Annotated in this window: 14 protein-coding genes; 4 read left to right on the top strand and 10 right to left on the bottom strand. The window is 61.1% G+C overall.

The features are described 5' to 3' along the window. The first annotated feature begins 45 nt into the window (after positions 1–45). The 4 genes from EFD55_RS02895 (at position 46) to EFD55_RS02885 (ending at position 4,430) form a co-directional block, all read left to right on the top strand. Positions 46–1,497: an APC family permease gene (locus tag EFD55_RS02895; RefSeq protein ID WP_125842810.1), complete on the top strand. Its 1,452-nt coding sequence runs from the start codon at positions 46–48 to the stop codon at positions 1,495–1,497. Continuing rightward, positions 1,494–1,667: a hypothetical protein gene (locus EFD55_RS33010; RefSeq protein ID WP_165504786.1), complete on the top strand. Its 174-nt coding sequence runs from the start codon at positions 1,494–1,496 to the stop codon at positions 1,665–1,667. The genes EFD55_RS02895 and EFD55_RS33010 overlap by 4 nt, the downstream gene beginning before the upstream one ends. 75 nt (positions 1,668–1,742) lie before the next feature. Beyond that, entirely contained in the window at positions 1,743–3,731 is a 1,989-nt protein-coding gene (locus EFD55_RS02890) for a primary-amine oxidase (RefSeq protein WP_125842808.1), read from the top strand. 96 nt (positions 3,732–3,827) lie between these two features. After that, positions 3,828–4,430 carry a dienelactone hydrolase family protein gene (locus EFD55_RS02885; protein WP_245438376.1) on the top strand — a complete coding sequence of 201 codons (603 nt, stop codon included), beginning with the start codon at positions 3,828–3,830 and terminating at the stop codon, positions 4,428–4,430. Here EFD55_RS02885 and EFD55_RS02880 read toward each other — a convergent pair. The 10 genes from EFD55_RS02880 to EFD55_RS02835 form a co-directional block, all read right to left on the bottom strand. Then, on the bottom strand, positions 4,427–5,371 hold the full coding sequence (locus EFD55_RS02880; protein ID WP_125842805.1) for a dihydrodipicolinate synthase family protein: 945 nt from the start codon (positions 5,369–5,371) through the stop codon (positions 4,427–4,429). The genes EFD55_RS02885 and EFD55_RS02880 overlap by 4 nt on opposite strands. Positions 5,372–5,387: 16 nt before the next feature. Next, positions 5,388–6,341 (bottom strand): ABC transporter ATP-binding protein, encoded by a 954-nt coding sequence (locus EFD55_RS02875; RefSeq protein ID WP_125842803.1) that lies wholly within the window; start codon positions 6,339–6,341, stop codon positions 5,388–5,390. Between the two features lie 5 nt (positions 6,342–6,346). Continuing rightward, positions 6,347–7,372 carry an ABC transporter ATP-binding protein gene (locus EFD55_RS02870; RefSeq protein ID WP_125842801.1) on the bottom strand — a complete coding sequence of 342 codons (1,026 nt, stop codon included), beginning with the start codon at positions 7,370–7,372 and terminating at the stop codon, positions 6,347–6,349. Further along, positions 7,372–8,289 (bottom strand): dihydrodipicolinate synthase family protein, encoded by a 918-nt coding sequence (locus tag EFD55_RS02865; RefSeq protein WP_125842799.1) that lies wholly within the window; start codon positions 8,287–8,289, stop codon positions 7,372–7,374. Before EFD55_RS02865 ends, EFD55_RS02870 begins: the two co-directional genes overlap by 1 nt. A gap of 18 nt (positions 8,290–8,307) precedes the next feature. Beyond that, the gene (locus EFD55_RS02860) at positions 8,308–9,183 is read right to left on the bottom strand and encodes an ABC transporter permease (protein WP_125842797.1); all 876 of its coding nucleotides are present in this window, start codon (positions 9,181–9,183) and stop codon (positions 8,308–8,310) included. Positions 9,184–9,186: 3 nt separating this feature from the next. Next, positions 9,187–10,146 (bottom strand): ABC transporter permease, encoded by a 960-nt coding sequence (locus tag EFD55_RS02855; RefSeq protein WP_125842796.1) that lies wholly within the window; start codon positions 10,144–10,146, stop codon positions 9,187–9,189. Positions 10,147–10,218: 72 nt separating this feature from the next. Next, positions 10,219–11,805: an ABC transporter substrate-binding protein gene (locus EFD55_RS02850; RefSeq protein ID WP_125842794.1), complete on the bottom strand. Its 1,587-nt coding sequence runs from the start codon at positions 11,803–11,805 to the stop codon at positions 10,219–10,221. After that, positions 11,802–12,533, bottom strand: coding sequence for a FadR/GntR family transcriptional regulator (locus tag EFD55_RS02845; protein ID WP_125842792.1), 732 nt, complete (start codon positions 12,531–12,533; stop codon positions 11,802–11,804). Before EFD55_RS02845 ends, EFD55_RS02850 begins: the two co-directional genes overlap by 4 nt. 233 nt (positions 12,534–12,766) lie before the next feature. Continuing rightward, positions 12,767–13,138, bottom strand: coding sequence for a type II toxin-antitoxin system RelE/ParE family toxin (locus EFD55_RS02840; RefSeq protein ID WP_125842790.1), 372 nt, complete (start codon positions 13,136–13,138; stop codon positions 12,767–12,769). Next, a complete protein-coding gene (locus EFD55_RS02835) occupies positions 13,138–13,395 on the bottom strand; it encodes a ribbon-helix-helix domain-containing protein (RefSeq protein WP_008536431.1) in 258 nt (85 codons plus the stop codon). Before EFD55_RS02835 ends, EFD55_RS02840 begins: the two co-directional genes overlap by 1 nt. Positions 13,396–13,621: the final 226 nt, after the last annotated feature.

Here is a 13,621-nt window from a genome sequence, read left to right as displayed (position 1 = left end):
GCCGCGCCTACCTTCCTGCTAACAAACAAGCAAAGAGGGTTCTCCATGACACTGGAAGCAGGCATGCCCACACTATCATCGCCGGAGCATCGTCTGGCCAAGGACTCGGTGGGGCTCGCGCATATCGTGTTTTTCGTCGTCGCAGCGGCCGCGCCGCTCACCGCTGTCGTCGGCGCTTCGCCGGCCGCCTTTGCTTTTGGCAATGGCGCAGGCGTTCCCGGCGCGTTCGTGCTCGCCGGCCTGCTCTACCTGCTCTTCTCGGTCGGCTTTACCGCCATGAGTCGCCATGTGGGCGGGGCAGGTGCCTTCTACACCTATATCACCCACGGCATCGGCAAGCCGGCTGGTGTGGGTGGCGCCTTCATGGCGCTGGTCACCTATAGCGCGGTTCAGGTCGCCATCTATGGGCTGTTCGGTTTCTTCATGGCCAATGCTATCGCGCCGCTTGGGCTGGTCCTGCCCTGGTGGGCTTGGGCCTTCGCAGCACTTGTCGTCGTGCTCGTCTGCGGTCAGCGCAACATCGCCTTCTCAGGCGCGATTCTGGGCGTCTGCATGATTGCCGAAATCGCCATATTGCTGGTTCTCGATCTCGCCATCGTCTTTTCAGGCGGCGGACCGGAAGGCATCACCTTCTCCTCCTTCGCCCCATCGTCGGTCTTTACGCCAGGTCTTGGTGTGGCGCTGGTCTTCGTCATCGGTTCCTTCATCGGCTTCGAGGCCACGGCCATTTTCGGCGAGGAAGCCGAAGATCCGGAAAAGACCATTCCCCGCGCCACCTATGTCGCCGTGCTGCTCATCACGCTCTTCTATGCCTTCTCCACCTGGGCCATCGTGCAATTCTACGGTCCGGGCAATGTGCAGGCCTCTGCTGCTGCCGGCCTCGACAGTTTCTACTTCGCTGCCGCCAATTCCGTGCTCGGTGCCTGGTCGAGCCAGGTGATGAACGTGCTGCTTATCACCAGCCTGTTTGCTTGCATCTTGTCCTTCCACAACACGCTCAATCGCTATTTCTTCGCCCTCGGCCGGGAAGGCCTAGCTGCAAAGGTGCTTGGCAAGGTTCACGCCAAACATGGCTCACCCTATGCTGCAGGTCTGCTGCAAAGTCTGATCGCAGCCATCGTGCTTGCCCTATTCGTAACCTTCGGCGCGGATCCCTACACCGTCGTGTTCTCATGGATGTCAGCGCTTGCAGGTATCGGCATTCTGCTGGTGCAGGTGCTGGTTTCCGTCGCGGTCATCATGTTCTTCCGCAAGACGCCGAGCAGCTACGGTGCCTGGACCACGATGATCGCGCCGGCGCTGGCGCTGCTTGGCCTCATGGGTTCGCTGGTGCTGGTCACTTCCAATCTTTCTCTCCTTTCCGGAAGCGAAAGCCTGATCGTCAAGGCGTTTCCCTATGCGATGGTGCTGGTGGGCATTCTTGGCGCGCTTTTTGCGGTCCGGATCAAAAGATCCAGGCCCGTTCTCTACGCCTCCCTTGGAAAGGTTTTCGAATGAGTGCCGTGGCTGAACTTGCACCCGTCGATCGCCTTCTGGTTCTCGCGGTCGCAATCCTCACCGGCGCAACGTTGCTGGTTGCCGTTGAGGCACACGCCTTCTGCTCGGTGTTTTGCATTCACGCAGGCTCGGTGACGATCGAGACGCAGATCTGCTCCGGTCGATCCTGATCGCCGCGGCTTGCGACGCGCGATGGTGCGTCGTCTCTCCCAAAATTAAAGGCACAAAATCAAAGAGGTATGTCCATGGACGCCGTTGTCGCAGTCACCCATCCGCTCGATCCTCTGAGCCTTGCCGAGATCGCCTGTGCTGTTGCCATACTCAAGGAGACACAGAAACTCGAAGCCACCTTTCGCTTTCCGATAATCCGGCTGGAGGAGCCGACCAAGGCGGATCTTGCCGCCCATCGGCTGGGCGAGAGGTTGCCGCGGCTCGCCTTCATCCTGGCGATGGATATCAGCAACGGTGAAACCTTCGAGGGTATCGTAGACCTGACCGCCGCCAAGGTGTCCTCCTGCATAAGACTGCCTCTCGATGAACTGCCCTATGGCCAGCCGCCGGTCATGCTGTGCGAATTCGAAACCGTTGAAGGCACCGTCAAATCCGATCCGCGCTGGATCGCTGCCGTCAAGAAGCGCGGCATCACCGACGAGGACATTCCGCTCATCCAGATCGATCCCTTTTCCTCAGGCTATTTTGGCCGCGAGTTCGAGAAGGGAAAGCGCATCGTCCGCGCCGTGTCCTATTGGCGCGAGGATATCCGTGACAACGGCTATGCGCATCCGATCGAGGGCGTGGTGGCGGTGGTCGACCTGATCACCAACCGAGTGGTCGATCTCGTCGACGATGAAAAGATCATTCCGGTGCCGAGGAAGAAGCGCAATTATGGCCGCGAAACCTTCCCGGAACCGCGGCCCGATCTCAACCCGCTGCATATCGTTCAGCCGCAAGGGCCGAGCTTTGCTGTCGACGGCTGGAAAGTCGAATGGCAGAACTGGAGTTTCCGTATCGGTTTCACCCCGCGCGAGGGCCTCGTTCTGCATGAACTCGGCATTAGGGATCAGGGCAGGCTGCGGCCCGTCGTCTTCCGCGCCAGTGTCACCGAAATGGTCGTGCCCTATGCCGATCCGACCGCAAACCACTATTGGAAGAGCGCCTTCGATGCCGGCGAATATGGCCTTGGACGCCTGGCCAATTGCCTCGAACTCGGCTGCGACTGCCTCGGCCATATTCACTATTTCGACGTGCCGGCGGCGGACGATTTCGGCCAGCCTTTCATCATGAAGAACGCCATCTGCATGCATGAGGAGGATTACGGCATCCTCTGGAAGCACTACGAATTCCGCAACGGGATTTTCGAAGTTCGCCGTTCACGCCGCCTCGTCATCTCCTTCTTCGCAACCGTCGGCAACTACGATTACGGCTTCTACTGGTATCTCTACCAGGACGGCACGATCCAGCTCGAAGCCAAGCTCACCGGCATTATCCAGACGGCGGCGGTTGCGACCGGCGAAACCTATCCTTGGGGCGGCATGGTCGATGACAATCTCGGCGGTCCGACCCACCAGCATTTCTTCAATGCGCGCCTGCACATGGATGTCGATGGCGATGGCAATACCGTGACCGAGCATGAGTTTGTGCCGCGTCCGTGGGGTGAAGATAATCCCTATGGCAACGTCTTCGATACCAGGACTCGTGTGCTGAAGCGCGAACTCGATTCGCCGGCGCTTGCCAATGGCGAGACCGGCCGTTACTGGAAAATCTCCAATCCGAACATCCGGAACAGCGTCGGCAAAGCGCCGGGCTACAAGATTGTCGTCATGCCGTCGCCTGTCATGCTTGCCCAGCCGGATTCGACCGTTGCCCAGCGCGGCGGCTTCGCCAAGAAGCACATCTGGGTCACGGCCTTCGATGCCAGGGAAAAATATGCAAGCGGCGATTATCCAAACGTGCATGCCGGCGGCGACGGCCTGCCGGATTATATCAAGCAGAACCGCGAGATCGAGAATGCCGATGTCGTGCTCTGGCATTCCTTCGGCCATACCCATGTCTGCAAGCCCGAGGATTTTCCGATCATGCCAGTGGAATATGCGGGCTTCACACTGAAACCGAACGGCTTCTTCGCATCCAACATCGCCATGGACCTGCCGCCGAATGGAAACGAGCAGAGTGTCGACAATCGTCTGCAGCGTTCACCCGGTAACAGTCCAAACGGTTCCTGCTGCCACACGTAGAGCGTGGCACTGGTCCGCAACTGACGTCTTCCCGGCGAGGCGATGACCCGGTAGAGTTGCCGAATGTGCGCCGATCATCCCACCCGGAGGCTCCGTATGGCTGAGGTCTTGTTGTTCCACCACGCACAGGGGCTGACCCCGGGTGTGCGTGCATTCGCCGACGATTTGAGGGTGGCCGGCCACACGGTGCATACGCCTGACCTGTTCGACGGGCGCACATTCCCAAGCATTGACGAGGGTCTCGCCTATATCGGCGAGATCGGATTCGATGCCATGAGGGAGCGCGGCGTTCGCGTCGCCGGCGAACTGCCCGCCGAGCTCGTCTATGCCGGGTTTTCATTCGGGGTGCTGCCGGCCCAGAAGCTGGCACAGACGCGACCCGGTGCGCGTGGGGCGCTGCTCTTCTACTCCTGCCTGCCGATCAGCGGCGAGTGGGCCTTCGGACCCTGGCCTGATGGCGTCGCGGTCCAGATCCACGGTATGGACAACGACCCGATTTTCGCAGGCGAGGGCGATATCGACGCTGCCCGCGAGATCGTGGAGAAGGTCGAGGATGCGGAACTTTTCCTCTACCCCGGCGATCAGCACTACTTTGCCGACAGCTCGCTGCCGTCGTACGATGCGGACGCGACGGCGCTGCTGACCACTCGCGTGCTTGATTTCCTGGATCGCACGGTGACCAACCGATCCACGCGTTAGCGCCGCGGGGCAAAGAGTTCCGGAATCATGGCGTGAGCGGTTTCCCGCAGCGTCTCTGCGTTTTGCCCGTCGATAGAGCGGTAAGGCCAGCGCAATCTGGTGCCAACCGGCCCCCAGTTGCCGATTGCGGCAAGCAATTTGTCGAGCGCGGCATTGGAAAAACCGTGATCCCGCCGGAACGGGACGACATGATCGTCCATGAAGGCGCAGATGCGTTTCTCGATCGAAAGCGCGGCCTCGATATCGGTCCGCATCATGTCCGTCCAGGCTTGTGCGCCTTGCGGGCTGAGGCAGGCGACATTGGAGAAGGCGCCGGCCGCGACGCCCGCATTCATTCCGGTTGCGAGATGATGGCCGGGTACGAAAAGGCTGAACTCGCTGAGGTGGGCGCGGGCCTCGGCATACCATTCCGCATCGCCATCGGCGAGTTTGATGCCGACCACCGACGGGCAAGACCGACACACTTCTGAGAGATCACGTGGCGATAGAACACGCTTCGCATGTGGCGGATTGTAGAGAATGAGCGGGATTCCGTCGGCTGCCTCCGAAACGCGTTTCAGGAAGTCGATTGCCTCCTGATTGGTCAGCGGCCACCAGTCGGGAAGGATGACCTGGATCGCCAACGGTTTCAGCGGTACGGCGCGACGCAGGCGAGCGAGCATGATGACCGGATCCGGCTGGCAGGCGCCGATGACGAAGGCCATGCCGGCTGCCTGGCAGCGGCCAGCCAGCATTTCCTGAATGCGGTCATATTCCGCCTCCGTCTGGTTATGAAATTCGCCGGCCGTGCCGTTCGAATAGATGCCGTCGACCCGGGCATCGATCAGGATGTCGATTTCCCGGGCGAGCGCCGTAAAGTCGATGCTGTCGTCATCGGCGATCGGAAGCAGCAGGGTCGCCCAGTTTCCGGCGATGGGATGGCGGCGGGTTTGCAGCGTCATGGATCGGTTTCCGGCGTCAGTTGAGGTCGTCGCGGATGCAGGCCTTGAAATGGCCCGGCGCGGTTTCCCTAAGGTCCGGGACGACCTCGCCGCATGCCGGCAGCGCGTTCGGGCAACGGGTGCGGAAGACGCAGCCGCTCGGGGGATTGGCAGGACTCGGAATGTCGCCCTTCAGGATCTGTCGGTGCCGTGGCGCATCGGGATCGGGCGACGGAATCGCCGAAAGCAGTGCGCGGGTGTAGGGATGCTGCGGCCCGGCATAAAGCTCGGCGCTCAGTGCTATTTCCATGATGCGGCCAAGGTAGAGCACGATCACCCGGTCGCAGATGTATTCGACCACCGCGAGATCATGGCTGATGAACAGCATCGTCAGGCGTAGCCGCTGTTGCAGATCACGCAGAAGATTGATGACCTGCGCCTGGATCGAGACGTCAAGCGCTGAGACCGGCTCGTCGGCGACGATGAATTCCGGTCCGAGCGTCAAGGCGCGGGCAATGCCGATGCGCTGCCGCTGGCCGCCCGAAAACTCATGCGCGTAGCGGTTGACCGCATCGGGCGGAAGATCGACCTGTTCCAGCGCAGTGCGGGCGCGCTCCGATCGCTCCTTCGGCGTGCCGATGCCCTGTATTTTCAGGCCTTCGGTCAGAATCTCCCCGATCGTCATGCGCGGCGAAAGGCTCGCGAACGGATCCTGGAAGATGTACTGCATCCGGGGCCGGGCGCGGCGCATCTCGGATGACGAAAGAGTGGTGATCTCGGTGCCGTCGAAACGGACGCTGCCGGCCGAGGGCTCGACCAGGCGCAGGACGGACCGGCCGATGGTGGTCTTGCCGCTGCCCGATTCTCCCACCAGTCCCACGACTTCCCCCTTGCCGATATCGAAGGAGATTCCCTGCAGGATCGTCAGTTGCGTGCCGCGGGACGTGTAATGTTTTGCCAGGTCGCGGACGGAGAGGAGTGGTTCGCTCATCGGGCCTAAATCTCCTGCCAGCGGATACAGCGGCTCTTGTGGCGCGGATTGACGTCGAAAAGTGGCGGCACCGCCTTGCGACAGTCCTCTGTCGCGAACCGGCAGCGCGGCTCGAAGGCGCAGCCGGACGGCATGTTGCCGAGGCTCGGGACCACGCCCGGAATTGCAGCCAGCTTTTCGCCCGCTTGCTTCATGCGGCTGGCGTTGCCAAGCTTCGGCATCGAGGCGAGCAGGCCCATCGTATAGGGATGCTTCGGATTGCGGAAAACCTCAGTGACCGGGCCGGTCTCGACGATCCGGCCGGCGTACATGACGGCAACCCGATGGGCGATTTCCGCGACGACTCCGAGATTATGGGTGACGAATAGCATGGCCATGCCGCGTTCGCGCTGCAGCTTTTGCAGGAGGTCGAGGATCTGCGCCTGAATGGTTACATCGAGCGCGGTGGTCGGCTCGTCGGCGATCAGAAGGGTGGGATCGCAGGCAAGCGCCATGGCGATCGTGGCACGCTGGCGCATGCCGCCCGAAAGCTCATGCGGATATTGGTCGGCACGGCGCCTGGCGTCCGGAATGCCGACGCCTTCCAGAAGCGTCACCGCAGCATCCATCGCGGCCTTGCGGCCCGCGCCGCGATGGATGCGGATCGGCTCGGCGATCTGATCGCCGATGGTATAGACGGGATTGAGGCTTGACATCGGTTCCTGAAAGACCATGCCAATGTCATTGCCGCGGATGGTGCGCATCTCCTGATCTTTGAGCGAGACGAGATTGCTGACTGCGCCGTTTTTGCGCTTCAGCCGGATGCTGCCGGCGGCGATCGCACCGATGTTGCGGGTGAGCAGCCGCATGACCGATAGGCTGGTAACTGATTTGCCCGAACCGGACTCGCCGACGAGCGCAAGCGTCTCGCCGGCTGCGACCGAGAAATCGATGCCATTGACCGCCGTCACCTCGCCGGAGCGGATGCGGAAGACTGTCCACAGCCCCTTGACGTCGAGAATGGTGTCGCCGATCTGGTGCATGGCGTCCATCAGGAAAGAAGGCCTGTCGCGCGCAGGATCTCGTCGATCCCCGCGGTTTCCGCTTCGTTGAGGGCGGCGCGGGGGCGGGGCATCAAGGCCGTGTCGATGATGCCGAGGCTCTTCATCGCGGCCTTGAAGGCGCCGATGCCGGAAGCTCCGCCGCTGACGCGGCCGGCGCCGACCCAGACGATTTCGAAGAGCCGGCACAAGCGTTCCTGCTCCTTGCGGGCAGCGGCCCAGTCGCCACGCTGAGCTGCATCCCAGAGCCTGACATAGCCATGCGGATCGACATTGGCGATGCCGGGCACCACGCCATGTGCGCCCATCTGCAGCGCAGTGTCGACGACGATCTCGGAGCCGGTCATCAGGAAGACGTCCTTGTTGTCTGCGAGATCGAGCAGCACATAACGGAAGTTGCCATCGTCGCCGCTCGAATCCTTGATGCCGATGATGGTTCCCTCGCTGGCGAGCGTCACGCTGGTCTGGCGCAGCAATTTCACGTGCACGCAGACGGGAATATCGTAGGCGATCAGCGGCACGTCCACGGCATCGCGGATATAGCGGAAGTGATCGATGATCTCGGCCTGGCTGGTGACCGTGTAGAACGGTGCCGTGACGACCACGGCGTCGGCGCCGGCCGACTTGGCGATCCCGGCATGATTGATGACGCGGTCGGTCGTCGGATCGATGACGCCGACGATCAGGGGAACACGACCGTTGATGACCTTGGCCGAATGCTCGATGATTTCCTGCCGCGTTTTTTCATCATGGAAGACGACCTCGCTGGTCGAGCCGAGCACGAAGAGGCCATGGCATCCGGCTTCGATCAGGTTTTCGAGCACCCGTGTGTAGGATGGGTAGTCGACGGTGTAATCCTTGTTCAGCGGGGTAATGACGGGGGGGACGACACCCTTGAATTTGCTCATTTTTGCTTTCTTTCGACGTCAGTTTAATTCGGCGCGAGGGTCGAAGGCATCGCGAAGACCATCGCCAATGAAGTTGATGGCAAGGACGGCGAGCACCAATGCGCCGCCGGGAAACAGCCATTGCCATGGGTACTGCTCAAGCACGGCGGTGGAACGGGCGGCATTCAGCATGTTGCCCCAGCTTGCTGCCGGCGGCGCGATGCCAAGCCCGAGGAAGGAAAGACCTGCCTCGAGCAGAATGGCATTGGCGATCTGCAGCGTCGCGAAGACGACCAGAATATCGATCGAGTTCGGCAGGCCGTGACGGAGGAGGAGGTGCGGGAGACCGGCGCCCATGCCTCGTGCCGCCATGACGAAATCACGCTCGCGAAGTTCGAGCAGCCGCGAGCGCACCATACGCGCCAACAGCGGCCAGGAGAGGAGCGAGATTACGAGGACCGTCGGCCAGATGCCGGTGCCGGCGATCGAGGCGAGCACCAGCAGAAAGATGACGGGTGGCAACGTCATGACTAGATCGACGAAACGCATCGTGACGGCATCCGCCCAGCGGCCGGCAAGTGCGGAGACCGCGCCGACCAGGAAGCCTATGATTGCGGAAATGACCGTCGAGGTGATCGCCACCAACAGCGAAATCCGCCCACCATCCATGACCCGGGCAAAGATGTCGCGGCCGACGCCATCGGTGCCGAACCAGTGCTTGGCCCCTGGTCCCGCATTCATCGCTAGGAGGTCGATGTCGTTGGGCTGGAAGCTCCACCAGAGCGGATAGGAAAGGATCGCCAGGATCATCAGCGCGATCACGCACAGGCCAAGGCATGCCGCGTTGTTGAGCGTGAAGCGGTGGAGGGATCGCGCGATCGGGCCTGGGCTGCGGGCAGAAGGTCGTGCCAGCATCGCTCAACCCACCCTGATCCGCGGATCGACCACCACATAGGCGAGGTCGGTCAGAAGGTTGACGACGATGACGCAGGCGCCGATCACCAGCGTCGAGCCCATGATGACGGGATAGTCGCGGCCCTCCACCGCGTCGACCATGAGCAGGCCCATGCCTGGCCAGTTGAAGACGCTTTCGATGAAGATTGCCCCGCCGATGGCAAGGCCGATGGTCGAGCCGATCAGCGTGATGACGGGGAGCAGCGCATTGCGCAGGGCGTGCTTGGTGATGACCCAGAATTCGAAGACGCCTTTGGCGCGCGCGGTGCGCACATAGTCCTGGTTCAGGACCTCAAGCATGGAGGCCCGCATGTAGCGCATGATCAGCGCCGTCTGAGCGACGGCCAGCAGTGCCCCGGGCAGGATGAGGTGATGGATGAGGTCGGCGGCCGAAAATTCCCGTCCTGGTGTCAGCATGCCGCCGGAGGGCATCCAGTTGAAATAGACGGAAAAGAGATAGAGGCCGACCAGAGCGCTCAGGAACGGCGGGCTGGAAATGCCCATAACCGCGAAGACCGACAATGACAGGTCGGCGATCGAATTGCGGCGAACCGCGCCGACGATGCCGGTTGCGATCCCCGCGACGATCGAGATTGCGATCGCGGTTCCCATCAGAAGGACCGTTGGGCCGACGCGTGACAGGACGAGGCCGAGGACCGGCTGGTCGGGCCGCTTGATGGAGTAACCGAGATTTCCTGTCAGCGCCTGCTCCAGCCAAGCGACGTATTGGACCGGCAGCGGCCGATCCAGGCCGAGCGTGGCGCGCAGTTCCGCAAGGTCCGATGGCGACATCGGGACATTGGGATCGATATACGCGTCGATCGGATCGCCGGGGGTAAGGCGCAGCATGACGAAGATCAGCACGCTCAAAGCAAAGAGCATGCCCACTCCGATCAGCAGACGCCGGAGACTGTATCTCAGCATAAATGTCCGTTCCTGTGAGGGTGGCGGGGTCGGTGACGAGGCCACCCTTTGCTTCTCAGGACGGGCAACGCCCTATTCGGCGATCGCCCATTTTTCCGGATGCGCCTGGTAAGGTCCGCCGCCGGGGGCAGGGGTCCAGGTGAAGTCTTTCAGCTTGGTGGATGCGATGCCGTAACGGTTCGCCACCCAGAGCGTGCCCCAGGGAAGCTGGCTGTTCATCACCTTGCAGACGTCCTGATATCGGGTGTCCCGCTTGGCACCGTCCGTTTCTCCGAGGGCTGCATCGAGCGCCTTTGTCAGCTCCGGCATGCGCACCCGAGCGACGTTCGGGCCGGCCGGTGGAATCTGCTTCTCGTTGAGGCCGACATTGATGCTGCCCGGATCTGGGCCGTTCTGCAGGCCTGCATAGACCTTCTGGAACTGCGCGACATCAGGCGACGCGTTGAGCACGATGCTGTTATAGGTCGGAGCGTCGACGGCGCGCGGCGTCACGTTGATGCCGACCTGAGCGAGCATCGCCTGGATCGCGGCCATGACATTGCCGGCAAGCGGCGTCGTGTAATAGGTCAGAAGGGTAATCGGCTTGTTGCCGTTGATCTGGTCCCAGCCGGCTTCCTTCAGGAGCTGCTTGGCTTTTTCCGGATCATAGGCATAAGTCTCGATGCCCTTCGGCACCACCTGATCGGCGACATAAGCGCAATTCGCCGGCTTGGCGGCGCCGCCGTATAGGCTCTGGATGATCGCATCACGATTGATCGCGTACATCACCGCCTGACGGACTCGAAGATCCTTCCAAATCGGCGAGTCGTGATTGAAGCCGAGATAGTTGACGACGAAAGAGTTGCCTTCGATGGCGCGAAAATCCTTGCTGTCCTTAAAGGCGGTCAGGTCGTTCGAATCCACGTAGGTGAATTGGATCTCGCCGGCGCGCAGCGCGGCGATCGCCGCAGCCGGATTGGCGAAATAGCGATTGATAACCTTCTCGAGCGCCGGTTTGCCGCCGCGGTAATCGGGATTGGCCGCGAGTTCGACGTATTGGTCGGTCACGTATTTGGTGAATTTGAACGGACCTGTGCCGATCGGCGAGGTGGACCACCAGCTGTTCTTGGCGAGCTGCTCGGCGGGGATCTGCGACAAAGCGTGTTCGGGCAGCATCATGACCTTGGTCATGGCGTCCATCAGGTTTGCGGAGGGCGCCGACAGCTTGATGACAAGCGTCTTGTCGTCCTTGGCCTCAACCGAGGATATCGCATTCAGACGGGCCGCAAAAACAGAGCCGGTCTTTGCATTTTGGGCGAGCCCTATCGTGAACTTGGCATCCTTCGCCGTGAAAGGCTTGCCGTCATGCCATTCCGCATCCGCGAGCTTGAACGTGTAGGTGAGTTGATCGGGGCTGACTTCGTAGGATGAAGCAAGCAGGCCCACCACCTTCTGCAGCTTTTCGTCGTAGGTGACCAAGGGCTCGAAATAGACGCTGAGCCAGGTGAAGCCCGCCGTCGCGGCCAGTGGGTTGAAATTGCCCTGGAAGCCGCTAGGGCCTACATCGAAGCCGCCCGAGAGTGTTGCCGCCTCAGCCGGGGTGGCGAAGGCTGGAATGGCGGTCGTAGCCATCATCGCGGCAAGCGCGATGGCGGATGACAATCCTGACAGTCGATTCATTGTGCTCCTCCCACATTTGAATTTGTCTTATTGGCAGCGATCACCCGAGAAATACCCTCGTAGTGGCGATCCAGGCGTCTTTGCGCCTCTGCAACATCCCTTGCCTCGATCGCATCGACGATCGCCGCGTGATCCCTCCAGGTCGCGACGGGATCGACGTTATCGAGATTGACGAAATCGGAGGCCTTGTAGAAGGCGAGCCAGAAGACATCGATGAGACGCGCAAGCGTTTCGTTGTTTTGGCACCGGAAGAGGAGGGTGTGGAACCGCTGGTCGTCGGTCGCAAAGGATTCGCCGCGCCGCGCATGTTCGCCCATGCTGTTGACCGTCGCTCGCAACTCGGCAATGTCCTCGTCGCTGATCTTTTCGACCGTCTTGCCGATCAGACCGACTTCCAGCGTCCGGCGGATCTCGATCACTTCCTCGATCTGACGGAGCGCGCCGCCGAGGCCGTAGGCGAGATTGTCGAGCAGCGGCTCGAAAGAGAACGCCTTGACGAAGATGCCGACGCCGCGGCGTGATTCCAGCACGCCGACCGACTCCAGAGCCTTGATGCCTTCGCGCAGCGAATTGCGGCTGACACCCAGCTGGTTTGCCAGCTCGGATTCTGCCGGCAGGAGCGTCCCAGGCTTCAGCCCATTGTCGTCGATATAGGCGCGAAGACTTTCCTGCACCGAAACGTGGAGAAGGGGAGCGCGGGTGAGGGGCTTGATCGACTTCAGCGGCATGCCGGTTTCGTTCCATCCGTATTTACGTCGATCGAGACATATCCACTTGTAGGATATCTGTCAATTGGATATGCGGAAGCCGGCCGCCCAGTGAACACAACACAGGTCTGAGAAATGATGGAGAGTTTTCCCGTGCCAGCCCGTTCCGGTTGGCTCGGCGGATCATGTTCGGAAAGGCTGGATTGTGAATTCCGGATCATCGTTTCAGGTCACTTCGGCGTGACCGATGGTCCTTAGGACTTCGGCCGAGGATGTCCCATCAGCGCGTCGTACTCTCTGTCGGTCAAACGTTCGATTGCCCGCAGCTGTGCGGGAATGTCCATCCGCTCATGCAAGACCGCGGCAATGACGAACGTCGTATCGTCAGCGACAATATAGACGGCGTAGTGGTGCTCGATTTTGTGGAGCCGGAAGAGCGAATTTCCGACGCGCTCGTCTTTCTTTGTCCTCACACGGGCATGCGCTTCGGGAATGGCTTCAAATCCCGCCCGCAGCAGGCGGCCGTATGCCTTTGCCTGTTCGATGGACCATTTCCGCGCCGTTTCGCGGACTGCCAGGCGATAGTTATCAAGGGCAGTCAGCAGAATGAGAACGCGAGGAGCCACTAGCGCAGCTCTTCATCCAGTTCCGCATCGACGGCGTCCAGCGCAGAAAGGGGCAGCATCTCTCCGCGTCGGAATTCCTCTTCGGCCCGCAGCAGCGAGCGGATGGCATAACGACGGTCTTCTTCGCGTGCCATATCCTCGCGAATGAGCGCGCGCACATATTCGCTCGGCGTCGTGTATTGGCTCTTCCCGTTGGCGCGCATATCGACGAAGGCGCGCATTTCATCGGGCAGGCTAACATGCAGGCTGCTGGTCATCACCGCGGCCTCCTTATCCAGATTGCTAGATGAATTGTTCTGCATCCCCGAGGCGATGTCAATATTTGACATTACGGTTGATCCTGCCAAGCGCGATCAGCAAAGGATCATACCTAGTCACTGTGTTCGAGGCGATCGAGATGCCTTGCAGCGTCAACGGTCCCTTGCGTGGCGCATGTCGCACTCTCGTATCGATAGCCGCGACGCAGCTTGCGGACAGCCATGC

Origin of the sequence: Rhizobium pisi, from assembly GCF_003938655.1 — a bacterium.
Lineage (GTDB): Bacteria > Pseudomonadota > Alphaproteobacteria > Rhizobiales > Rhizobiaceae > Rhizobium > Rhizobium pisi.
The sequence above is the reverse complement of the archived record's forward strand: the minus strand, read 5'-3'. Positions and strand labels throughout refer to the sequence as shown.

What these genes read in the sequence shown, in the direction of transcription:
- EFD55_RS02895 (WP_125842810.1), top strand. Translation starts at nt 46, where the DNA reads ATGACACTGGAAGCAGGCATGCCCACACTATCATCGCCGGAGCATCGT.
- EFD55_RS33010 (WP_165504786.1), top strand. Translation starts at nt 1,494, where the DNA reads ATGAGTGCCGTGGCTGAACTTGCACCCGTCGATCGCCTTCTGGTTCTC.
- EFD55_RS02890 (WP_125842808.1), top strand. Translation starts at nt 1,743, where the DNA reads ATGGACGCCGTTGTCGCAGTCACCCATCCGCTCGATCCTCTGAGCCTT.
- EFD55_RS02885 (WP_245438376.1), top strand. Translation starts at nt 3,828, where the DNA reads ATGGCTGAGGTCTTGTTGTTCCACCACGCACAGGGGCTGACCCCGGGT.
- EFD55_RS02880 (WP_125842805.1), bottom strand. Translation starts at nt 5,371, where the DNA reads ATGACGCTGCAAACCCGCCGCCATCCCATCGCCGGAAACTGGGCGACC.
- EFD55_RS02875 (WP_125842803.1), bottom strand. Translation starts at nt 6,341, where the DNA reads ATGAGCGAACCACTCCTCTCCGTCCGCGACCTGGCAAAACATTACACG.
- EFD55_RS02870 (WP_125842801.1), bottom strand. Translation starts at nt 7,372, where the DNA reads ATGGACGCCATGCACCAGATCGGCGACACCATTCTCGACGTCAAGGGG.
- EFD55_RS02865 (WP_125842799.1), bottom strand. Translation starts at nt 8,289, where the DNA reads ATGAGCAAATTCAAGGGTGTCGTCCCCCCCGTCATTACCCCGCTGAAC.
- EFD55_RS02860 (WP_125842797.1), bottom strand. Translation starts at nt 9,183, where the DNA reads ATGCTGGCACGACCTTCTGCCCGCAGCCCAGGCCCGATCGCGCGATCC.
- EFD55_RS02855 (WP_125842796.1), bottom strand. Translation starts at nt 10,146, where the DNA reads ATGCTGAGATACAGTCTCCGGCGTCTGCTGATCGGAGTGGGCATGCTC.
- EFD55_RS02850 (WP_125842794.1), bottom strand. Translation starts at nt 11,805, where the DNA reads ATGAATCGACTGTCAGGATTGTCATCCGCCATCGCGCTTGCCGCGATG.
- EFD55_RS02845 (WP_125842792.1), bottom strand. Translation starts at nt 12,533, where the DNA reads ATGCCGCTGAAGTCGATCAAGCCCCTCACCCGCGCTCCCCTTCTCCAC.
- EFD55_RS02835 (WP_008536431.1), bottom strand. Translation starts at nt 13,395, where the DNA reads ATGACCAGCAGCCTGCATGTTAGCCTGCCCGATGAAATGCGCGCCTTC.